Annotated in this window: 14 protein-coding genes and 1 pseudogene; 7 read left to right on the top strand and 8 right to left on the bottom strand. The window is 75.0% G+C overall.

Features of this window, described 5'->3' with window-relative positions:
- Positions 1-50: 50 nt before the first annotated feature.
- The 3 genes from pks13 to CBOVI_RS09675 all read left to right on the top strand — a co-directional run bounded on the left by pks13 (position 51) and on the right by CBOVI_RS09675 (position 8,099).
- Complete coding sequence (gene pks13, locus CBOVI_RS09685) at positions 51-5,342, top strand: polyketide synthase Pks13 (protein WP_183273746.1); 5,292 nt, start codon at positions 51-53, stop codon at positions 5,340-5,342.
- Positions 5,339-6,931 (top strand): acyl-CoA carboxylase subunit beta, encoded by a 1,593-nt coding sequence (locus tag CBOVI_RS09680; RefSeq protein WP_010270007.1) that lies wholly within the window; start codon positions 5,339-5,341, stop codon positions 6,929-6,931. The genes pks13 and CBOVI_RS09680 overlap by 4 nt, the downstream gene beginning before the upstream one ends.
- A gap of 295 nt (positions 6,932-7,226) precedes the next feature.
- Entirely contained in the window at positions 7,227-8,099 is an 873-nt protein-coding gene (locus tag CBOVI_RS09675) for a GDSL-type esterase/lipase family protein (RefSeq protein WP_010270010.1), read from the top strand.
- A gap of 161 nt (positions 8,100-8,260) precedes the next feature.
- Here CBOVI_RS09675 and CBOVI_RS09670 read toward each other — a convergent pair whose 3' ends face one another.
- On the bottom strand, positions 8,261-9,178 hold the full coding sequence (locus CBOVI_RS09670) for a hypothetical protein (RefSeq protein ID WP_260160114.1): 918 nt from the start codon (positions 9,176-9,178) through the stop codon (positions 8,261-8,263).
- Positions 9,179-9,708: 530 nt separating this feature from the next.
- On the opposite strand from CBOVI_RS09670, the gene CBOVI_RS09665 reads away from it, so the two are divergent.
- The 3 genes from CBOVI_RS09665 to CBOVI_RS09655 all read left to right on the top strand — a co-directional run bounded on the left by CBOVI_RS09665 (position 9,709) and on the right by CBOVI_RS09655 (position 12,587).
- Positions 9,709-10,239: an RNA polymerase sigma factor gene (locus CBOVI_RS09665; RefSeq protein ID WP_010271865.1), complete on the top strand. Its 531-nt coding sequence runs from the start codon at positions 9,709-9,711 to the stop codon at positions 10,237-10,239.
- A gap of 28 nt (positions 10,240-10,267) precedes the next feature.
- Positions 10,268-11,758 carry a hypothetical protein gene (locus CBOVI_RS09660; protein ID WP_125196968.1) on the top strand — a complete coding sequence of 497 codons (1,491 nt, stop codon included), beginning with the start codon at positions 10,268-10,270 and terminating at the stop codon, positions 11,756-11,758.
- A gap of 292 nt (positions 11,759-12,050) precedes the next feature.
- Positions 12,051-12,587, top strand: a complete 537-nt coding sequence (locus CBOVI_RS09655) for a hypothetical protein (RefSeq protein WP_125187359.1) — start codon at positions 12,051-12,053, stop codon at positions 12,585-12,587.
- A gap of 120 nt (positions 12,588-12,707) precedes the next feature.
- Here the strand turns inward: CBOVI_RS09655 and CBOVI_RS09650 are convergent, their stop codons facing one another.
- The 4 genes from CBOVI_RS09650 to CBOVI_RS09635 form a co-directional block, all read right to left on the bottom strand.
- Positions 12,708-13,451, bottom strand: coding sequence for a DUF6114 domain-containing protein (locus tag CBOVI_RS09650; protein WP_232625723.1), 744 nt, complete (start codon positions 13,449-13,451; stop codon positions 12,708-12,710).
- Positions 13,441-14,010, bottom strand: coding sequence for a DUF6230 family protein (locus CBOVI_RS09645; RefSeq protein WP_010267534.1), 570 nt, complete (start codon positions 14,008-14,010; stop codon positions 13,441-13,443). The genes CBOVI_RS09650 and CBOVI_RS09645 overlap by 11 nt, the downstream gene beginning before the upstream one ends.
- A gap of 265 nt (positions 14,011-14,275) precedes the next feature.
- Positions 14,276-15,493, bottom strand: coding sequence for an MFS transporter (locus tag CBOVI_RS09640; RefSeq protein WP_010267535.1), 1,218 nt, complete (start codon positions 15,491-15,493; stop codon positions 14,276-14,278).
- Complete coding sequence (locus tag CBOVI_RS09635; RefSeq protein ID WP_125173687.1) at positions 15,490-15,969, bottom strand: DUF3054 domain-containing protein; 480 nt, start codon at positions 15,967-15,969, stop codon at positions 15,490-15,492. Before CBOVI_RS09635 ends, CBOVI_RS09640 begins: the two co-directional genes overlap by 4 nt.
- A gap of 178 nt (positions 15,970-16,147) precedes the next feature.
- Between CBOVI_RS09635 and CBOVI_RS09630 the strand changes: the two genes are divergently transcribed.
- On the top strand, positions 16,148-16,957 hold the full coding sequence (locus tag CBOVI_RS09630) for a CBS domain-containing protein (RefSeq protein WP_010267539.1): 810 nt from the start codon (positions 16,148-16,150) through the stop codon (positions 16,955-16,957).
- A gap of 345 nt (positions 16,958-17,302) precedes the next feature.
- On the opposite strand, the gene CBOVI_RS09625 is transcribed toward CBOVI_RS09630, so the two are convergent.
- From CBOVI_RS09625 to CBOVI_RS09620, 3 genes and pseudogenes are all read right to left on the bottom strand, one after another.
- Positions 17,303-18,370 carry a lysylphosphatidylglycerol synthase transmembrane domain-containing protein gene (locus tag CBOVI_RS09625; protein ID WP_010267543.1) on the bottom strand — a complete coding sequence of 356 codons (1,068 nt, stop codon included), beginning with the start codon at positions 18,368-18,370 and terminating at the stop codon, positions 17,303-17,305.
- Positions 18,370-18,564, bottom strand: coding sequence for a hypothetical protein (locus CBOVI_RS10875; RefSeq protein WP_435384149.1), 195 nt, complete (start codon positions 18,562-18,564; stop codon positions 18,370-18,372). Before CBOVI_RS10875 ends, CBOVI_RS09625 begins: the two co-directional genes overlap by 1 nt.
- A pseudogene (locus tag CBOVI_RS09620) lies at positions 18,561-21,198 on the bottom strand (MMPL family transporter). Before CBOVI_RS09620 ends, CBOVI_RS10875 begins: the two are co-directional and overlap by 4 nt.
- Positions 21,199-21,289: the final 91 nt, after the last annotated feature.

Raw genomic sequence — 21,289 nt, 5'->3', positions numbered from 1 at the left:
CGGACCACCGTGTGGCGCTGACGGACGGTGGCCGTCATCTGTTCACGAGAATGACGACAGGAAAGATCGACGACGTGACGAATGAGCAGTCCAACCCCACGCCCGCCCCGCAGGCCGCCGCGCCACGCACGGCACAGGACCTGCGGACATGGCTGCGCCGGTGGATCGCGGACGCGACGGGCACCGCTGCCGCGGAGATCCCCGACGACCGCCCGCTGGACGAGGTCGGACTGTCCTCCCGCGACGTCGTCGTCCTCTCCGGCGAACTGGAGCGCCTGACCGGGGTGCACCTCGACGCGACGGTCGCCTACGAGTACAACACCGTCGCCGCGCTCGCCGACTTCGTCGCCGGGGGCGGCGTCCGGCACCGCCCCGGGACGGGCGCAGGCGCGGGCGCGGGCACCGTCCCGGGCGGGGCGACCACCGGTGACGGGCGCCCCGGCGACCCCGCCGAGCGGGACATCGCCGTCGTCGGCATGGCCGCCCGCTACCCGGGGGCGCCGGACGCCGACGGGCTGTGGGACCTCGTCGTCGAGGGACGCAGCGGCGTCACCGGCCTGCCGGAGGGCCGCTGGTCGGAGTACTCCGGCGACGCCGAGATGATGCGCCGGATGCGCGCCGCCCGGCTCGAGGGCGGGTACCTGCCGGACCTCGACCTCTTCGACGCCGAGTTCTTCGGCCTGTCGCCCGTCGAGGCGGAGAACATGGACCCCCAGCAGCGGCTGCTCCTCCAGCTCACGTGGGAGGCGCTCGAGGACGCGCACATCCCGCCGGACCGCCTCCGCGGGGACCGCGTCGGCGTGTTCATGGGCAGCACGACGAACGACTACGCGCTGCTCGTCTCCGGGGACTCCCGGGCCGCGCACCCGTACGCGCTGACGGGCACGTCCACGGCGGTCGTCGCCAACCGCCTCTCCTACCACTACGACTTCCGGGGCCCGTCGGTGGCGATGGACACGGCGTGCTCGTCATCCCTCGTCGCGATCCACGAGGCCGTGCGGGCCCTCCGGGCGGGCGACGCGACCGCCGCCGTCGCCGGCGGCGTGAACCTGCTCCTCGCCCCCTTCGCGACCGTGGCCTTCTCCGAGCTCGGGGTGCTGAGCCCCACCGGGGCGATCCACGCCTTCTCCGACGACGCCGACGGCATCGTCCGCTCCGACGGCGCGGGGGTCGTCGTGCTCAAGCGGCTCGCCGACGCGCGCCGGGACGGGGACGACGTCCTCGCCGTCATCAAGGGCTCGGCGGTGAACTCCGACGGCCGGTCGAACGGCCTCACCGCCCCGAACCCCGAGGCGCAGGTCGACTGCCTCGCCGCCGCGTACGGGGACGCCGGCGTCGACCCGGCCGTCGTCGACTACGTCGAGGCCCACGGCACCGGCACGATCCTCGGCGACCCGATCGAGGCCTCCGCCCTCGGCACGGTGCTCGGCCGGGGCCGCGACGGGGCGTCGCCGCTGCTCCTCGGCTCGGTGAAGACGAACGTCGGCCACACGGAGGCCGCCGCCGGCGTCGCCGGGGTGGTCAAGGTCGTCCAGGCCATGCGGCACGGGGTGCTCCCGCCGTCGCTGAACTACGCGGGGCCGAACCCGTACATCGACTTCGACGGCGACCACCTCGAGGTCGTCGAGGACCCCCGCGAGTGGCCGGAGTACTCGGGGGCGCCGCTCGCCGGCGTGTCCGGCTTCGGGTTCGGCGGGACGAACGCGCACGTCGTCATCGCCGCGCCGGACTCCCCGGTCGTCGCCCCCGCCCCCGCGGCGCCCGAGGCCGCGACGCCGGCACCGCTCGACCCGGCGGGTGCCGACCCGGCGGTGGGCCTGCCCGCCATCCTCCCGGTGTCCGGGCTGCTGCCGTCCCGGCGGCGGACGGCCGCCGCGGACCTCGCGGCGTGGATCGCGGCTGAGCGGGACGCCGGCCGGCCGGTCGACCTCGCCGCCGTCGCCCGGTCCCTCGCCGGGCACAACCACGGCCGGTCGCGCGGGGCGGTCGTCGCGACGGACGTCGACGCCGCCCTCGACGGCCTGCGCCGGCTCGCCGACGGCACCGCCGCGACGGCCGGGCCGACGGTCCACACCGCCGACGCCCCCGACCGCGCGGGTGCGGTGTGGCTGTACTCCGGGTTCGGGTCGCAGCACCGGGCGATGGGCCGGGACATGCTCGCCCTGTCGCCGGTGTTCGCGGAGTCCCTGCGGGCGGTCGACGCGGTCGTGCGCCGGGAGGGCGGCTGGTCCGTCCTCGACCGGATCGGGGACGACGACGACTTCGGCACCGAGGCCGCCCAGGTCACCATCACCGCCGTGCAGATCGCGCTGACGGACGTGTTCACCGCGGCGGGTCTGCGCCCGGCGGCGGTCGTCGGCCAGTCGATGGGGGAGATCGCCGCCGCGTACGCCGCGGGCGGGCTGTCGATGGAGGACGCCGTGACCGTCGCGGTCCACCGCGCGCGGCTCATGGCCGAGAGCGAGGCGGGGGTCGACGACGCCCACCGCGGGGCCATGGCCGTCGTCGAGCTCGGGGCCGGGGAGCTCGACGACCTCGTCTCCGCGGACCCGTCGCTCGCGGGGGTCGAACCGGCGGTCTACGCGGCGCCGGGGATGACGACGGTCGGCGGCCCCGCCGACGCCGTCGCGGCGGTCGTCGCGCGCCTGGAGGCCGAGGGCCGGTTCGCGCGCACCCTCAACGTCCGCGGCGCGGGGCACACGAGCATGCTCGACCCGATCCTCGGGGAACTGTGGGCGGAGGCGTCGCAGATCACGCCCCGTCCGCTCCGCGTGCCGCTCGCCTCGACCGTCGACCGGGGGCGGGTCTACGGCGTCGGCGAGCGCCCGCACGACGCCGACTACTTCGTGCGCTGCACCCGCCAGCCGGTGTGGCTCGACGACGCGACCGGCGGGCTCGTCGACGCCGGCCACCGGACCGTCGTCGAGGTGTCGCCGAACCCGGTGGCGCTCATGGCGGTCATGACCACCGCCGCGGCGCACGGCGTGCGCGACGCCGCGCTGCTGCCCGTGCTCACGCGCAAGGCCCCGGCCGAGGAGACCGTCCCGGCGCTGTTCGCGGCCCTGTACGTCCGGGGTGCGGACGTGGACCTGCGGGCGCTCGCCGGCGCCGGCGGGTACGCCCCCGTGCCCGGGGTGCACTGGCGGCCGCAGCGGTTCTGGACGTCGGCCCGGCCGTCGTCGGGGTCCGCGGGGATGCCCGGCGCCCGGGTGACGCTGCCCGGCGGGCGGACCGCGTTCAGTGTCGCGGCGGAGACCGTGCCGTCGGTGGAGGCGCTCGTCGAGACCACCGTCGCGGCCGTGAGCCCGGGGGCGCGGGTCATCGCCGTCGAGTCCCACGGCACCCTGCCGGCGTCCGGGGAGCTCAGCACGCTCGTGTCCCGGTCGCTCGGCGGCCTCCAGGTGGAGGTCCACGCCGTCGACGGGGAGGTCCTCACGCCGGTCGGCGAGGCGTTCGCGCTGGCCCCGGGCCTCGGTGAGGCCGCGGGGGACGACGCCGCGACCGGGGCGCACGGTGCGGTCGGCACGGCCGGTGCCGGTGCCGCCGGGGTGGGTGCCGCGGGGACGGCTGCGTCCGCCGCGGGCACCGCCACCGCGGGCGCCGCCCCCACCACCACGGCCCCGGCCGCGGGCGACCCCGCCCCCGCGACCGCGCCGGGTGACGACCGCTGGACCCCGGGGAGCGGCGAGTCCGTCCGGGACCGGCTGCGCGGCATCGTCGCGGAGTCGATGGGCTACGACCCGGAGGACCTGCCGGGCGAGCTCGCGCTGACGGACCTGGGCCTCGACTCGCTCATGGGGATGCGCATCAAGAACCGGGTGGAGTACGACTTCGCCCTGCCGCCGGTGCCGGTCCAGACGTTGCGGGACAGCAGCCTCGACGACGTCGTCCGCCTCGTCGAGGAGCAGGTCGCCGACCGGGTCGCCGCCGCGGGGGAGGGTGACACGGTCGCCGCCGCGGGGTCCACGGCCCCGGGGGTCGACGCCGACGCCACCCCGACCGACGCCTCCGCCCCGGCTGCCGCGACCCCGGCCACCCCGGCCACCCCGACCGCGACCGCGACGGACCCGACCGCCCACCAGGGCGTCGGCATCCCGCCGCGCGACGCGTCGGAACGCCTCGTCTTCGCCACGTGGGCGGGGGTCACCGGCGTCGCCGCGGCCGGCGTCACCAGCGCGCTGCCGGAGGTCGACGAGCCCACCGCGCAGGCCGTCGCGGAGCGGCTCAACGAGCGGAGCGGGTCGTCGATCTCCTCCGCCGACGTCCTCGCGGCCCGCACCCTCGAACCGCTCGCCGACGCCGTCCGCGAGCACCTCGAGTCCGAGGTCGAGGGCACGGTCCGGGAGTTCCGGCCGCGGCCCGCCGGGTCGACCGCCCCGGCCGTGATCCTGTTCCACCCGGCGGGCGGGTCGAGCGTCGTCTACGGGCCGCTCGCCCGGCGCCTGCCCGCCGACGTGCCGGTGTACGGCATCGAACGGCTGGAGGGCAGCCTCGACGAGCGCGCGGCGGTGTACGTCGACGAGGTCCGCCGGCTCGCCGACGGCCACCCGGTCATCCTCGGCGGGTGGAGCTTCGGCGGGGCGCTCGCCCTCGAGGTCGCCGTCGGGCTCGCGGGGACGGGGGTCGACGTCGCCCACGTCGAGCTGCTCGACCTCGTCCGCCCGGAGCACCCCGCCCCGGACACGGCCGAGGAGATGCACGCCCGGTGGGACCGCTACGCCGCGTTCGCGGCGAAGACGTACGGCATCGACCTCCCGGTGCCGCACGACCTGCTCGACGAGTACGGTGAGCAGGTGATGATGGACATGTTCACGCAGTTCATGTCCAGTTCCGACGCCGCCGACCACGGGGTGTCCGTGGGCGTCCTCGAACACCAGCGGGCGAGTTTCGTCGACACCCGGGTGCTCAACCAGCTGGACTTCCACCGGTGGAGCAGCGTCACCGCCCCGGTGACGTTGTTCCGCTCCGAGGGGATGCACGAGGGTGCCGTCGAGCTCGAGCCGGCGTTCGCCACCATCGCCGCCGACGGCGGGTGGGGCGGCGTCCTCCGCGACCTCGAGACCGTGCAGCTGCGCGGTGACCACCTCGCCGTCGTCGACGAGCCGGAGATCTCCACCGTCGGCGCCGTCGTCACCCGGCACATCCGGGAGGTCACGGCCGCCGCCGGGGCCGGGACCGGAACCGGCACAGACACCGGGGCCGCGGCCGACGCACCGGCCGACGCGCCGGCCGACGCACCGGCACCCGGGCGCCACCGCCGGGACGGCGACGCGGGGGAGGCGACAGACCAGGCCGCCGGGCGGGAGTCCGGCCGGGACGACCGAAAGGACGGCCAGCAGTGACCGGAACACCGGAGAACCCCCAGTTCGGCGGAGACCACCCGGGTCCCCTCACCACGGCGGAGAAGCTCGCCGACCTGCACCGGCGGCTCGCCGCGGCGGAGGACCCGGGCAGCGAGCGGGCGAAGGCGAAGCGTGACGCGGCCGGCATCTCGACCCCGCGCCAGCGCATCGACCAGCTCGTCGACCCCGGGTCGTTCCGGGAGATCGGCGCCCTCGGCCGCACCCCGGGCGACCCGGACGCCCCCTACGGCGACGGTGTCGTCGCCGGCTACGCGACCATCGACGGCCGCACCGTCGCGGTGTACTCGCACGACAAGTCCGTGTACGGCGGCTCGGTCGGCGCGACGTTCGGCAAGAAGGTCGTCGAGGTCGTGAACATGGCGGGGAAGGTCGGCTGCCCGGTCATCGGCATCAACGACTCGGGTGGCGCGCGCATCCAGGACGCGGTGACGTCCCTGGCCTGGTACGCGGAGATCGCCCGTCGCCAGCTGCCGCTGTCCGGCCTCACCCCGCAGATCTCCGTGCTCCTCGGCAACTGCGCGGGCGGCGCGGTGTACGCCCCCGCGACGACGGACTTCATCATCGCCGTCGAGGAGCAGACGACGATGTTCGTCACCGGCCCCGCCGTCATCGAGTCCGTCACGGGCGAGAAGGTGAGCATGCAGGACCTCGGCGGCGCCCGGGTCCAGGCCCAGAACGGCAACATCCAGCACGTCGCGTCGAGCGAGGAGGACGCCTTCCGCTACGTCCGTGACCTGCTGGACCACCTGCCGTCGACCGCCTTCGAGGACACTCCGGAGTTCTACGCCCCGGACGACGCCCCCCAGCCCCGCGACGGGGAGCTCGCCGCGATCGTCCCGGACGACCCCAACGCCGGGTACGACATCATGGACGTCCTCACCCGCATCTTCGACGACGAGAACATCCTCGAGCTCCAGGAGGAGTACGGCCAGAACATCATCACCGCGTTCGCGCGGGTCGACGGGCACAGCGTGGGCGTCGTGGCGAACCAGCCGATGATGCTCGCCGGGTGCCTCGACGCCGAGGCCGCGGACAAGGCCGCGCGGTTCATCCGCATCTGCGACGCCTACGGCATCCCGATCATCTACGTCGTCGACACCCCCGGCTACCTGCCCGGGGTGGAGCAGGAGAAGCTCGGCCTCATCCACCGCGGCGCGAAGCTGGGGTTCGTCCTCGCGGAGTCGACGGTGCCGAAGATCAGCCTCGTCGTGCGGAAGGGTTTCGGCGGCGGCTGGGCCGTCATGGGGTCGAAGTCGCTCGGGGCGGACCTGTCCTTCGCGTGGCCGACGGCGCAGATCGCCGTCATGGGCGCGGAGGCGGCCGTCGTCATGATGAAGGGCCGCGAACTGGCGGCGATGCCCCCGGAGAAGCGGCCCGCCGCGAAGAAGATGTTCATGGACTTCTACAACGCGAACATGACGAGCCCGTACGTCGCGGCGGAGCGCGGCTACATCGACGCGATGATCCAGCCGCAGGACACCCGGGTGACCCTCCGCCGGGCGCTGCGGCAGCTCCGGTCGAAGGACGTGCCGGAGGTGCGGAAGAAGCACACGATCCTGCCGATGTGACCCGCGGTCGCCGGTAGGGGGGACGACGCCGGGGTCGCCGGTAGGGGGGACGACGCCGGGGTCGCCGGGGGTCGGGCGCGGTGCGGGGGCGCCCGGTCGCCGGGGGAGGGGCGAACATTCCGAATTATCTGAACTGTTGCAGCAGGATACAGGGCGCAGCAGACATGCTGCCCCGGTGAGCTGTAGATATGCGTAACGCCTGGTACATCTGTGCCGTTGGTCTGAAGTGACGTTGACGCAGTCGCCGTGAGGTGCCCGCCCGGGGTGCCACGGTGCCGGATGATCGGAGCTGACAATGAAGCACAGGCGGACCACGCGGTGGACCTCCATCGCCGACGCGCTCACGGCGGGCCGACGGACGGTGGTGACCTCGGTCGCCGCCGCACTCACGGTGGGGGCGGCGACCGTCGCCGCCGTGACGGGTGTGACGCCCGCCGCGCAGGCCGACGACCACGGGGGGATCGTCATGCTCGGGGACTCCTACTTCGCGAACACGACGCTGCCCCAGGTCGTCGGCGCGCTCACCGGGCTGGGGGAGCAGGGCTGCGTGAAGGGGGAGTACCGGCCGGCGACGGAGGTCGGGCGGATCACCGGCGCCCCGGTGCAGGACTTCTCGTGCAACGGCACGCGGCTGTACGGGGAGGGCAACGTCATCGACGCCCACATCGACGAGGCGGTGCGCGCCGGGGCGTTGAACCCGGGGACGGCGTTCGTGCCCGTCATGATCGGGGCGAACGACGGCCTGGCCTCCAACGGCGCGATCGACCCGGGCGCGGCGGCGCAGGGCTTCGACCGGGTGGCGCAGCGGGTCCGGGCGGCGGCGCCGAACGCGCGGCTGCTCTTCGTGTCCTACCCGTCGATCACCAACGACCGGGGCAACACGTGCCCGCTGCGGCTCAACGGCCTGCCGCCGACGGAACTGCCGGTCGGGTCGATCGGTGCGACGGAGAACCTCCTGTGGGAGCTCGCCCGCGACGGGGCGGCCCGGAACGGTGCGGAGTTCCTCGACCTGCGGGCCCAGACCCGCGGGCACGACATGTGCCAGCCGGGGGGTCAGGCGTGGGTCGCGGGGGTCGTCGACACCCAGACCCCGCAGTACAACCTCATGGTGCACCTGTCGGGGGACGGGGTGCGCAACGCCGCGGAGCAGATCGCCGCGCGCTACTGACCCGCCCCGGGGGGGCGGGAAAGGGGAGGGGAGGGGGCCGACGGCCCGACCCCGCGGGGGGCACGGTGGGCCCGGTGGGCCCGGCCCGGAGGGGGCCGACGGCCCGACCCCGCGGGGGGCACGGTGGGCCCGGCCCGCCGGGTGGGGTGGGGGGACGCGCGTCAGGCGGAGATCGTCGTCCCCGGGCCGCCGACGAGGCTGTCCGAGGAGATGTAGTACGTCTCCATCGTGCAGTTGAGCATGACCGTCTGGTCGGAGATCGCGTCGGGCAGCCCGGCCCCGACCTTCTTCAGCTCCTCGCCGACCTGCTCCGGCGCCCACGAGGCGTCGACGGGCACGGCGAACGGGAGGGCGACCCCGGCGATCTTCGGGGTGACCGTCAGCGACTTCACGATGATGTGGAAGTTGCCGGTGAGGGTGGTCGTCTGGCCGGGGCCGCTGCGCTGCCACACGTCCGTGACGCCCGCGCCGGTGCCGGGGAAGCGGACGCGGAGGTTGTCGAGCACCACGCGGTCGGCGTCGATCCGGATCGCGGGGCGCGGCCCCTGCATCGTGTCGATGCTGACGTAGGAGAGCTTGACGTTGCCCAGCAGGGCCGTCGAGTCCGACTGCACCGTGTACGTCTCCCCGGTGGGGGTGATCATGTCCGGGATCGGGCCCGGGGGTGCGAAGTCGAGCCCGCCGATCGACGGCAGCGCCATCCCCGACAGCTCCGGGGGGGGGAGGGAGGGGGCGGGCAGTGCCGGGAGCGCCGGGGGCGGCGGCAGCTGGGGCAGCTGCGGCAGCTGGAGCTGCGGCAGGGCCGGCGGGGCGGGGGTGTCGCCCGGGGCGGGGGCACCGGGTGACGCGGGGGCGGCCGGCGCCGCCGGGGCGGAACCGTCACCGTCCGAGGCGCCGGGGCCCGACGGCGGGGGTGTCTGCCCCTGTCCCGGGGAGAGGAGCTCCCGGAGGTCGGGCAGCGGCGGGATCTGCGCGGTCGCGGTCGCGGTGCCGGCACCGAGCGCCGTCACCGCGGCGACGACCGCGGTGGCGACGCCGAGGGTGTGCCGACGTCGGCCGGTCCGGAGGAACTTCGTCATGGCTCGCCCTTCGGGTCATTACGTTGTGAGGAATAACAAGTTTAGCGTGGACGGCCGCATTCGCACAGCTGATCGGCAGTTTCGCCGCAGACTCCCGCGAGGCCCCCGCTCCGACCCTCCTGACCTGCGACAAGGGGGCCGTCGTCCCCTCCGGCGGCGGGGGCCGGGCGCGGTCCGCGACACGCGGAGGACCCCGGGCCCGCCCCGGTCGCCCCACCCGGGGGGAGGATGAGGGGAGTGGACCGGGGGAGGACGACGACGCCCGCCGCGCCGCGCCGGCGTCCCCGCGTCGGCGTCCCGCCCCCGCCCCGCCCCGCCCCGCCCCGGTCCCGGTCCCGGAACCCGGGTGTAACGCCCGGCCCGCCACGGTCACAGTCCGTGCGGTGGCCGGGTGCGGACCGGATCCGCGGCCCGCCCCCGGCGACCCACGGGGCGGCACGGTCCGCGCCGTGCCCACGAGCATGAGACCCACGGTACCCACGGCCCCCGCCCCCGGGCGGGTGCCCCGAGACACGACAGGCCCGCACCAGGTGACATCCCCTCCCCTCGACACCCGGACACGGCGGGACCGCCGGTGGTTCACCTCCGTCTACGAGGAGCACTACGGGCAGGTCCTGGCGTACCTCACGCGACGGTCGGACCGGGCCACGGCCCAGGACATGGCGGCCGAGGTCTTCCTCCGCGCGTGGACCACCCGGGAGTCCCTCCGGGGCGCACCGCTGCCCTGGCTGTACGGCATCTCCCGCAACGTCGTCCTGGAGTTCTACCGGGGCCGGGAGCGGGACCGGGACGCCCGGGAGGCCGTCGCGGGACGGGAACGGCGGCGGGGGACCTCGCCGGACGAGGCGTCGGCCGTCGACCTGCACATCGACGTCGCCCAGGCGATGGGGACCCTGTCGGAGGCCGACCGGGAGATCCTCACCCTCCACACGTGGGAGGACCTGGACCCGGCGGACATCGCGACGGTGCTCGGGGTGACGCGGGGCAGCGCGCGGGTGCGGTTGCACCGGGCGCGCCGCCGGCTCGCCCGGGCCCTCGGCGCCGACGGGACGGGCGGGTAGACGGATGGGTCGAGAGGACAGGACAGACATGGACGACCACAGGAGTGCGGCAGGTGACCGGCGGCGTCGCGGGGACGGGCACGACGCCCGCGACGCCCGTGACCCCCGCGACGTCCTCGGCAGGCTCCGGGCCGCGAACCCGGTCCCGGGGACGACGCTGTCCGCCGCGGAACGACAGCGGGCCGGGCGCGATCTCGCCGCGATCCTCGACGGGGAGGCGGCCGGCGCGGCCGCGACCGGCGGCGACGTGACGGCCGGTGGGGCCGGCGGCGCTGCCCCGTCCGGTGACGCCACCGGCGATGTCCCGTCCGGTGGAGCCACCGGCGATGCCCCCGTGCCGCTCGACGCCCACCGGCGCGCCCGCCGCCTGCGCGGCCGGACCGGCGGTGACGGCCGGGCACCCGGGACGCGCCGGCGCACCCCGGTGGCCCGCGGCCTGCTCGCGGCGGCGGCCGCCGTGGTCCTCGTCGTCGGCGCGGTCGTCGCCGTCCCCGGGCTCCGCGACTCCGCGACCCCCGAGGCCGGCGCCGCGGACCTGCTCACCTCCACCGCGCAGGCCGTCGACCGGCGCGCGGACGGGGACGTGCCCCCCACCGCGCGGGACTACCAGGGGCGGACGGACGCGGACGCGACGGGCAGCGTCGTCACCACGACCCAGGTCGGGCGCGACGGCGGCACGGCCCGCGTCACGGTGACCACCACCGACCGCCTGAGCCCCGCGCTGCGCGCCCTCGCCGACACCCGGCAGCGGCAGGCCGCCGCGGGCACCCCCGCGGTCGTCACCCCGACCGGGGAGATCGACCTCGCCGACCTGCGCCGGACCGGGGCGGACCGGGCGCGGCTCACGGAGCTCATCCGCGCGCACTGGGGTGACGACGTCGTGCGCGGGGCCGTCGGGCTCCTCACCACCCCGGGCCTCGCCGGTGACCAGCAGCGGGAGCTGTACCTCATCGTCGCCGACGCGCCGGGCAACACCGTCACCGCCCGGCCGGGGTCGGGGGACGACGCGACCGCCACCGTGACCAACGGGCCGAGCGGGCTCGACATGACGTTCCTCCCCGCGACCGGGCAGTTGACGCAGGTCCGGGGGCTCGTCGCCGACGGGGTGACGACGACCGTCGACGCCGCCGGGATCGTCGACTGCGTCAACGTCGTCGGGACCGAGGGGCCGCGGTCGGTGAGCCTCGCCTGCGGCGACAACAACGACCGGCTCAGCGACCTCACGTGGACCGGGTGGGGGTCGCCCCGGGCCACGGCCACCGGCACGGAATGGGCCAACGACTGCGACCCGTCGTGCGCGGACAGCACCGTCCGCCCGCACCGGGTGCGGGTCACGGCCGACACCCGCCGGTCCTGCGGCTACAACCTCACCGTCTACACCCGGTTGCGGGTGGAGGGGGACGACGCCGCCCGCGACCCCGCGGACCCGGGCGCCGGGGCGGGGGACGCGGCCGGGGCGGGGGAGCCGGCCGGCGGGGCCGGCGCGGACGCGCGCACGTACGACATGACGTGCCACTGACCGTCCGGTCGCTCCGGGACCGGAGCTGACCTGCGGTGACCGGCCCGGACCGGCCCGGGGTGGCCGCTGCTCGCGCCGGGATCCGCGCCGGGATCCGCACCGCCCCTGTAACGCCGGGGCCGTTCCCGTCACAGACACAACAGACCGCGACGGAGAGCCGCGGTCGCGGCCGCACCGCCCCGGTGCCCGCCGGACGGGTCACCCCGACCGGGCCGGGACCGGGCGACGGGGTCCCCGGACCCCACCGGCCGCACGACCGGACGACCACAGAGCAGAGAGCGAGGATCACATCATGACCGACGCCACGATGACGTCCACCACCCGTACCACCCGCGCGACCCGCACCCGCCGCATCCTGGCGGGCACCGGCGCCGCCGCCGCGCTGGCCCTCGGCCTCGGCGGGGTCGCCGGCGGGGCCGTCGCCGGTGCCGAGACCCCGGCGGCCGACCCGGCCCCGGCGGTCGTCGAGGCCCCGGCCGCCCCGGCCGTCGACCCGGCGTCGCTCCCGACGGCCGACGAGGCCGCGGGCACGACCGGTGTCACCGTCGACGGCCTGCTCAAGCCGGGCGGGTCCCTCGCCGTCACGGCCGCCCCCGGCGGCGACGACGCCCACGCCCACGTCACGACGAACTTCGGTGTGGAGGGTGAGCTCCTCCCGGCGGCGGATGCCGCGGTGCTCACCGGCGAGCTCACGCTGCCGACGTCCATCGGCGCGCCCGACGACGGCGGTGACGTCTACCGCGTCACCGTCACGACGGACAGCGGCCTCACCGGCACCGCCGAGGTGCCCACGGGCTCGAACGCGGAGGCCCAGGCGCCGACCGCGTGACCGCGCCGCTGACGGCGGGCCGTGTGCGCCGCCGTCACCACCGGGTTCCGTGACGACGGCCCCGTCCACCTGTGGGGGGTGGGCGGGGCCGTCGCCGTGGGGCCGGTTGTACTTGGGGGGTCAGTCCGTGCCGGGGGCGGGGGTGGCGTCCGCGGCCCGGCCGGCCGGGACGGACTGCGCCGCGGTCTGACCTGCGGGGGCGTCCGGCTGCGCCGCGGCCTGCGCGTCGGCCTGGGCCGCGGCCTGCGCGTCGGCGCGGCGTCGGCGGTCCCGCGACCGCTCCGACTCCGTCCACGACAGCGCGAGGGCGCCGCCGATGAGGGCGAGGATCGTGCCGAGGAGGAAGCCGCCGAGGTTCGATGTCGGCAGCGCGACGATCGCGAGGATCATCGCCGTGACGCCGGTGAGGATGCGCCCCTCGCCGCGGAACCACGTCATGAGTCCGCAGACGATGAGGAGGATGCCGATGAGCAGCGTCGAGACCCCCGACATCGTCGAGATCTGGACCTTGATGTTCGAGATCTCGAGCGACAGGTAGGCCGGCATGAGCATGACGGCACCCGCGAGGATCATGAGCAGGCCGGCGCCGAAGGGCCGCGACCGGCGCCAGCGGGTGAACCCGCGGTTCGTCCGCTCGAGCGACGGCGCGGCGGCGGTCGTCCCGGCCGCCGGCGCGGCGCCGTCGGTCTCCGGGGCCTCCGTGGCGTCCGTGGCGTCCGGGACCGGCCGGCCGTCGACCTCCGTCGTGTCGAGGGCCGTCCCCGTGTCCGGGGTCACCCGGTCGGTGGGGACGCCGTCGGCGGGCGTGCCGTCAGCGGGCGTGCCGTCGGTGGGGCGGGGTGTTGCTGAGGGGTCAGCACTCACCGCCGTCACTGTCCACGATCGAGATCTGGCCGCCGGCGGCGGTGAGCTTGTCGGCGGCGATGGACGACGCGTGGATCGTCTGGTTGACCGCCTCGACCGTCTGGGACGTCAGGCCGAACGAGCCCGGCTGGGCCTGGTCGGACAGCTGCTGGGCGTCCACGCCGATCTGCGGCTTCGTCAGCGTCAGGGAACCGGCCATGTCCTTCGCACCGATGACGAGGTTCGTCGCCGTCGTCCCCGCGCCGGGGACGAACATCTGGAACTTCTTGTCGCCGACGCCGGGGATCTTGATCGGCGCGGACATGCACATGTCCGTCACCGTCGCGTCGGAGATGCGGAGGCGGGACACGGCGATGTCCCCGCTCTCCATGCTCTCCTTGTCCACGAAGAGGGTGAAGCCCTTGCCTTCGAGCCCGCCGACCTGCTGCGTGAAGATCGTGTTGGAGAGGGCGAGGTTGGCGGCGATGCCGCCCTGGGCCATGGCGACCCCCATGCCGCCGGCCGTGAGCAGGCCCACGGCCATGATGCCGGCGAACCGCAGTCGTCTGATGTGTCCCATGATGTGTCTCCTGTGCGAACGTCGTCGTGTGACGTGGTCGTGTGACGTGGTTCCGGGGGCGCAGGGGCAGGAAGGGTCATTGACCGCTGCATCCGGTGGTAGTTAGTTTTTCAGGCCCTAACTAGCCCTCATGCTAACCCGACGCGGCCCGCCCGCGGGAAAACGGCGTGAAATCGCCGGGAAAACAGTGGTCGGAGGGTGCTGCGACCCGGGGAACCGGGCGCCGGTGACCGGCCGGCGGGGGGCCGTCGGACCGCGTGGCCCGTCAGTCCCCCGACCGTTCCCGGACCTGTGTACCAGATGTGGACGCGAGCCACACGCAGAGCAGCAGGGCGGCCGCCTGGAGGACCGTCAGCCAGATGACCAGCGCGGACCACCCGAGGTCGAGGACGTGCCCGGAGCTCCACCCGATGACGCACGACCCCACGTAGTAGCACATCACGTACATCGACGACGCCTCCGGCCGGTCCCGCCGGGCCGTCCGCCCGACGAGCGCGGAGGCCGTCGAGTGCACCGCGAAGAACGCGGCGGTGACGAGCAGCGCGCCGAGGACCGTCGTCACCACCGACGGCAGGAGGAGGACGAGCAGCCCCACGACCCCGACCGCCGACCCGGCGACGGTCACGCGCCCGGAGCCGAAACGCTCGACGAACGCCCCCGCCCGGGCCGCGGACCACGTGCCGGAGAGGTAGAGCACGAACACGAGGCCGGCGAGCGCCTCCGGCAGGCCGAACCGGTCGCCGAGGCGGTAGCCGAGGAAGTTGTAGAGGGAGACGAAGACGCCCATGAGGAGGAAGGGGAGGACGAACAGGGCGGCGAGCCGGGGTGTGGCCCAGTGCCGACGGAACGCGGCGACCTCGGCGCGCAGGTCCACCCGGTCCGGGTCCCAGCGGCGCTGCGCGGGGAGCGCCCGGGCGCACACGACGCCCGCGACGAACGCGACCGCGCCGCTGACGAGCAGCGCGGCCCGCCAGTCGGCGACGGCGAGCACCCCGGAGGGGATGAGCCGCCCCATGAGCCCGCCGACGGTCGTCCCGGCGACGTAGCGGCCCATGATCGCCGGCAGGTGCGCCCGGTCGACCTCCTCGGTGAGGTGGACCATGATGACCGCGGGCACCCCGGCGACGGCGACACCCTGCACGGCCCGGAGGACGATGAGGGTGCGGATCCCGGGGGCGAGGGCGAGCAGCATCGTGAGGGCGGTCGCGGTGAGGACGGACCACCGGAGGGTGCGGCGGCGGCCGATGCGCTCGGCGAGGATGCCCGCGGGGACGACGGCGAGCGCGAGCGCCCCCGTCGTCGCCGAGACGGTGAGCGCGGCGGTGGCCGGCGTGACGCCGAGGCGGTCGGTGAGCGTCGGCAGGAGCGCCTGCGTGGCGTAGAGGGCGGAGAAGCTGGCGAGGCCCGCGCACAGGGCCCCGACGGTGAGTCGGCGGTATCCGGGGTCGGCGGGGGTGAGGCCCGCGTCGCCGGGGCGGGTCACGGGCGCCGGTGCAGCCGGGCGGAGATGAGCCTCCACCCGAACAGCAGGATCGCGGAGGTGACGGCCGCGACGATCATGAAGGACCAGTGGGGGACCTGGGTGTGCCGGATGCCCCACACGACGAGACCGACGACGACGGTGGACAGCCAGATGAGCACGACCGTGCCCCGGGCGGGCCGGAGGACCCCGGCGGCGAGCAGCCCCCACGCGATGAGCGTGCCGAGGACGAACGGCCAGGCGGTGCTGATCCAGCCGCCGACGGACAGCGGCAGCTCGGGGGAGTTGTGCGCGATCCGGGCCAGGAGGGCGAAGACGAGGACGGCGATGACGTCCGCGGCGACGGCCGCCCCCCGGCTCAGACCGGCCGTGAGCAGGGTGGGCGCGGCCGCGTCCGGGGTGCCGGTGCGGTCGGTGCGCGCGGGGCGGGCCGGGTGGTCGGTGCGATCGGGGTGATCGGGTTGCGCGGATTCAGACATACCGTCGAGCATAACGCCGGGTCGGGTCGGGGGGTCCGTCACGGTCGGGTCCGGGTGTGCGCTGACCTGGGACGACGGCGACGACGGGGGTGTCGGCGGCCGGCCCGTCCGGCACAGGTGTCCGAGAGGGGCTAGGTTCTTAAATGAACATGACTTTCAACAAGTAGGAGATGTCTGCATGACCCGTTCACGCACAATCGTCCGTCCCGTCGCCCTCGCCCTCGCCGGCCTCACCGCCGCCGCGGTCCTCGCCGGCCCGGCGTCCGCCCACCCCGCCCCGTCCTCCGACGACGTCGCCGCCGGCTCGTCCCAGCTCGCGGGCTCCCTCGCCCACGACCACGACCACGGCCACACCCACGGTTCCTCGTCCGCCGCCGGCGACGTCACCGTCTCCCCGATGCCCGAGGGCCTCGGCGTCGCCACGGTGAGCTACCTCGACGGCCTCACCCGCTGCCACGGCGTCCAGATCGCGCCGACGTGGGTCCTCACGGACTCCACCTGCACGACCGGTGACAGCCAGGAGATCCGCACCGCGAAGACCGCGTCCTTCCCCGAGGGCTGGTCCAGCGACATCAAGGAGACCTACCACGGCAACCTGGAGAAGGGCAGCGTCGCGTCCGGGCTCGTCGAGCTCGACAGCCCGACCCGCCAGCCCTCCGCCGAGATCTCCGACGAGACCCCGAAGGTCGGCGACACGGTGCAGGTCATGGTCTACACCGACAACGGCCCCGAGGCGTGGTCCATCCCCGTGCTCTCCGTCGACGACAACGGCGGCAAGGGCACCGTGGCCTTCCGCGGCCCGAAGCTCGAGCAGGGCCGCGGCATCACCGAGGGCATGCAGACCAACCGCTACACCGGCGCGCCCGTCTTCAAGGACGGCAAGCTCATCGGCATGTTCTCCGAGGCGAACGCCGTCGACTCCTACTTCGTCACCCTCCACGGCCTCAAGCCCTGGATCGACGAGGTCACCGACGGCGCCGTGAAGTAGGCACCACCGGCCGGGACCACCGGCCACACCGGCCGGGACCACCGGCCGGGTACCATCCCCGGGCCGTTCAGCATGGCCCGGGGGGACCGGGCCCGCGCGCCCGGTCGTCTGCGGAGTACTGACGGCACCGCCCCGACGTGGGCCGCCCCGGACCATGCGTCCCGGGGTCGGGCCAGGTCGGGGCGGTGCCGTGTGCGGGGGAGGGGAGACGACGCCGCGTGTCCGGGGGAGGGGAGACGACGCCGCGTCTCCGGGGGAGGGGGGGACGACGCCGCGTGTGCGCGGTCTGTGCCGGGCGGGAGGGGGTGGGCGGGAGGGGCGGGCCGGAGGAGGGGGTCGACGCCGTCAGGCCTCCCCGCGACGGCGGGTGCCGCCGCGGTGGGACCGGGCGATGAACATGGCGAGGAACACGAGCCAGCCCACGACGGCGGGGAGGGCGAAGCTCACCATCCGGAAGAGGATCACCGCCGCGAGGGCGTCCGCGGACGGCATCGCCCCGACGCTGACGAGCATCGTCGTCAACGCGAGATCCACCGGACCCAACCCGCCCGGGGTGACCGGCGCCTGCCCCACGAGCTTCGCGGCGAGGAAGGCGAGGACGACGGCCGCGACCGGCGGCGTCCCCCCGACGGCCTCGATGGCGAGGAGCAGGCAGGCGATCTCCGCGATCCAGTTGAGCAGCGACCACACCATCGCGAGGGTGAGCCGGGGCAGCGGCAGCTGCACGGCGCTGAGCTGCTCGGTGAAGGCGCGGATCCGGTCGTGCCACCGGTCGTCGGCGGCGCCGCGCCGCCGGTTGAACGCGGTGAGCGCGGCGAGGAGCCGGCGTTCGACGGCGCGGGGGTGCGTCGCCGCCCAGTTCGTCGCCCAGGCCAGCACGACGAGCACGAGCAGGGAGATCGCCAGGGTGAGCGGCTGGACACGCGCGCCGAGGAAGAACACGGCCCCGAGGCCGAGCAGCGCCATGCCCCCGGCGGACAACGCCCCGGACAGGACCATGTACCAGCTGGCGATGACGGGCGTGGCCCCCCACTTCAGCTGCTCGCGGAAGATCATCGCCGCGGAGATCGCCGGGCCGCCGGGGAAGGTCAGCGACCACGAGTTCGCGGCGAGGCCGAGGGCGTTCGCCACGCCCCGCGCCACGCGGACACCCGCGGTCCGCAGGAGCACGACCATGACCTCGGCCTGCGTGACCATCGCCAGGGCCATCGCGATGACCGCGCCGGCGAGGTACCAGTTGTTCGCGCGGGCGAGCGTCGCCCAGCCCTCGGCGAGGAAGTGCTTCTGGTCGCGGAGGAGGAACGCCGCGAGGGCGAGGAGGACGACGGCGAGGAGCGTCCGCACCCAGGGGTCACGCAGGGCGCGGACGACACGTCTCCACCGGGAGCGGCGGATCTCGATGCCGGGGGCCACTAGTGACGGCCGTCCCCGGACGTGGGGCTGTGGTCGGGGGTCGACGGGTCGGTGCGCCCGGTCCGGTCGGCGGGGGTGGCGGGGGTCGAGGGGTCGACGGAGCCCTCCCCGGTGCCGGCGTCCCCGCGCGGGGTGTCCGTGCCGGTGGTGGCGGTGGTGCCGGTCGTGCCGGTCGTGCCGGTGGTGCCGGTCACGCCGGACCGGACGCGACGGACCATCTCCTCCACGCTGACCGCGCCCTCGCGCTCGCCGCGGCGGACGCGGAGCGCGCGGGCGGTGCCCACGGTGGCGGCGGTGCCCACGGTGGCGGTGGTGTCCGTGGTGGCCGGGCTCCCTGCGCCGTCGGCGCTGTCTGCGCCGCCTGCACCGTCCGCACTGCCCGGGGCGGCGGCCCGGCCCTCGGCGGCGGCGATCCGCTGGGGGAGCCGCTCGTGCTCCATCGAGTCGAGGATCGTCTGCACGGGCACACCCGTGCGCCGCGCGCCCGTGCGGTCCGCGGTGCGGTCACCGGTGCGGTCACCGGTGGACACGGCGGTCCCAGTGGTCCCGGCCGGTCCGGCGGCCGCGCCCGCGGGGGAGGCGGCGGTCGTGGGGGCGGTCCCCGCGTCGGCACCTGCACCGACACCGGCAGCGGCCCCGGCACCGGCTGCGGTCCCGGCCCCGGCACCGGCGAAGCCCCCGGGCGCGCCGGCGGGCGGCGCGAGCTGCTCGTGGTGCCCGACGTGCTCGGACAGCACGCGGACCCACCGGGGCGCCCACCAGCAGTCCTCCCGCAGGAGGTACATCACCGCGGGCACGAGCAGCATGCGGATGATCGTCGCGTCGAGCAGCAGCGCGGCGATCATGCCGAAGGCGATGTACTTCATCATGACGATCGAGGAGAACCCGAAGGCCCCGCACACGACGATCATGATGAGCGCCGCCGCGGTGATGATCCCGCCGGTCGTCGCCGTGCCGAAGCGGATGGCCTGCGGCGTCGTCGCCCCACGGGCGCGGGCCTCGACCATCCGCGACACGAGGAACACCTCGTAGTCCGTCGACAGGCCGTAGACGATCGCGACGATGAGCACGAGCACCGGGCTCATGAGCGGCCCCGGGGTGAAGGAGAACAGGGTCGAACCGACGCCGTCGACGAACAGCGCGGTGAGCACGCCCAGCGTCGCGCCCGTGCCGAGCATGTTCATGATGACCGCCTTCGCCGGCAGGATCACCGACCCGAAGACGAGGGACAGCAGGATGAACGTCGCGGCGACGATGTAGAGCAGCATCCACGGCAGCCGGTCGAGCAACGCCTCGACGGACTCCACCTCCATCGCCGGGGTGCCGGCGACGTGCACCGTCGCCCCCGGGACCGACCGGCCGATGTCCCGCAGCTGCTTCACGATGCGGTCGTTGTCGTCCCGGTCGGTGATGCCCGCGGAGAGGACCGTCGTCCCCTCCTTCGTCGGACGCGAGACCTGGAACGGGCCCGTGAGCCCCTCCACCGCCCGCGTCTTCCGGTACACCGAGGCCACGGCCGCGTTGTCCCCCTCGATGACGAGCTTCACCGGGTCCGTGCGGAACGTGGGGAAACGGTCGTTGAAGTGGTCCTGGGCGACGCGCGTCTGCTGCTGCGGGGGCAGGTAGGACTCGTTGATGCCGCCGAAGCGGATGCCCGCCAGCGGGGCGGTCAGCGCGAGGAGCAGGGCGCACACCCCCACGGTCACGACCCACTTGTGCCGCATGGCGAACACCGGCAGCCGGCCCCAGAAGGAGTCCACCGTCTCCTGCCGCGTCCGGTGGTGCCGCTTCCACGACCAGCGGTCGATGTTCGGGCCGAGCATCGCGAAGATGCTCGGCAGCACCGCGACGGACAGCACCGCGGCGAGGGCGACGGCGGACACCGCGCCGTAGGCCACGGACTTGAGGAACGCCTGCGGGAAGATGAGCAGGCCCGACAGCGCCACCGCGACCATCGCCGCGGAGAAGACGACCGTCTTGCCCGCCGTCGCCGTCGTGTTCCGCACGGCCGTCGGCACGTCCTGGCCGTCCGCGAGCTCCTCCCGGAACCGGGAGACCATGAACAGCCCGTAGTCGATCGCGAGGCCGAGGCCGAGGAGGGTGACCACGGACTGGGCGAAGACGTTGACCTCGACGACGTTCGCGAGGACCGCGAGCACGCCCATCGACCCGAGGATCGAGAGCACCCCCACGATGAGCGGCATCCACGCCGCGACGACCCCGCCGAAGACGAGGAGCAGCAGCACGGCCACCGCCGGCAGGCCGAAGAGCTCCGCGCGGCTGATGTCACTGGACATGCCCTCGTCGAGGGCGTCGGCGACGGCGGTCGCCCCGCCGATCTCCACGGTCGCGCCGTCGACGTGGATCGCGCGGAGGTCGTCCTCCACGGCCCGGAAGTTCCGCAGCACGTCCTGGTCCACGCCCCGGAGGCCGACGGCCGCGAACGCGGAGGTGCCGTCGGGGGTGATCATCTCCTTCTGCGCGCGCTCGAAGTAGCTGACCACGTGGGAGATCTGGTCCGGGTGGTCCGCGGCGAGCCCGGTGAGCTGCCGGGTCATGCTGTCGCGGACGGCGGGGGAGTCGACGACGCCCGGCCGGTCGGCGGTGACGAGGACGATGACGTCGCCGGAGTCGTCGCGCCCGAAGATGTCCTGCTCGATCTGCGCCGCGCGGGTCGACTTGCTGCCCGGGTCGTCCCAGCCCTCCTGGCTCATCCGGTCGTCGAGCTGGGTGCCGAGGACGCCGTAGAGCAGGGCGACGAGCGCGATGACGATGACGGGGATGACCCGGCGGAATCTGTAGGCGACGGAGCCCCAGGTGGAGAACATGGTCTGTGCCTTCCTAGCCTTCCCGGCCGTCGTGGCCGTGTGCGGTCGTGGTCGGCGGTCGCGCCGGCCGTGTGGGGTGGTGCCGTGCCGT

The organism is Corynebacterium bovis DSM 20582 = CIP 54.80 (assembly GCF_030408615.1).
Classification (GTDB): Bacteria; Actinomycetota; Actinomycetes; order Mycobacteriales; family Mycobacteriaceae; genus Corynebacterium; species Corynebacterium bovis.
Note: the sequence above shows the minus strand (reverse complement) of the source record. Positions and strands in the feature narration are given on the sequence as shown.

What these genes read in the sequence shown, in the direction of transcription:
- pks13 (WP_183273746.1), top strand. Translation starts at nt 51, where the DNA reads ATGACGACAGGAAAGATCGACGACGTGACGAATGAGCAGTCCAACCCC.
- CBOVI_RS09675 (WP_010270010.1), top strand. Translation starts at nt 7,227, where the DNA reads ATGAAGCACAGGCGGACCACGCGGTGGACCTCCATCGCCGACGCGCTC.
- CBOVI_RS09670 (WP_260160114.1), bottom strand. Translation starts at nt 9,178, where the DNA reads ATGACGAAGTTCCTCCGGACCGGCCGACGTCGGCACACCCTCGGCGTC.
- CBOVI_RS09660 (WP_125196968.1), top strand. Translation starts at nt 10,268, where the DNA reads ATGGACGACCACAGGAGTGCGGCAGGTGACCGGCGGCGTCGCGGGGAC.
- CBOVI_RS09655 (WP_125187359.1), top strand. Translation starts at nt 12,051, where the DNA reads ATGACCGACGCCACGATGACGTCCACCACCCGTACCACCCGCGCGACC.
- CBOVI_RS09645 (WP_010267534.1), bottom strand. Translation starts at nt 14,010, where the DNA reads ATGGGACACATCAGACGACTGCGGTTCGCCGGCATCATGGCCGTGGGC.
- CBOVI_RS09635 (WP_125173687.1), bottom strand. Translation starts at nt 15,969, where the DNA reads ATGTCTGAATCCGCGCAACCCGATCACCCCGATCGCACCGACCACCCG.
- CBOVI_RS09630 (WP_010267539.1), top strand. Translation starts at nt 16,148, where the DNA reads ATGACCCGTTCACGCACAATCGTCCGTCCCGTCGCCCTCGCCCTCGCC.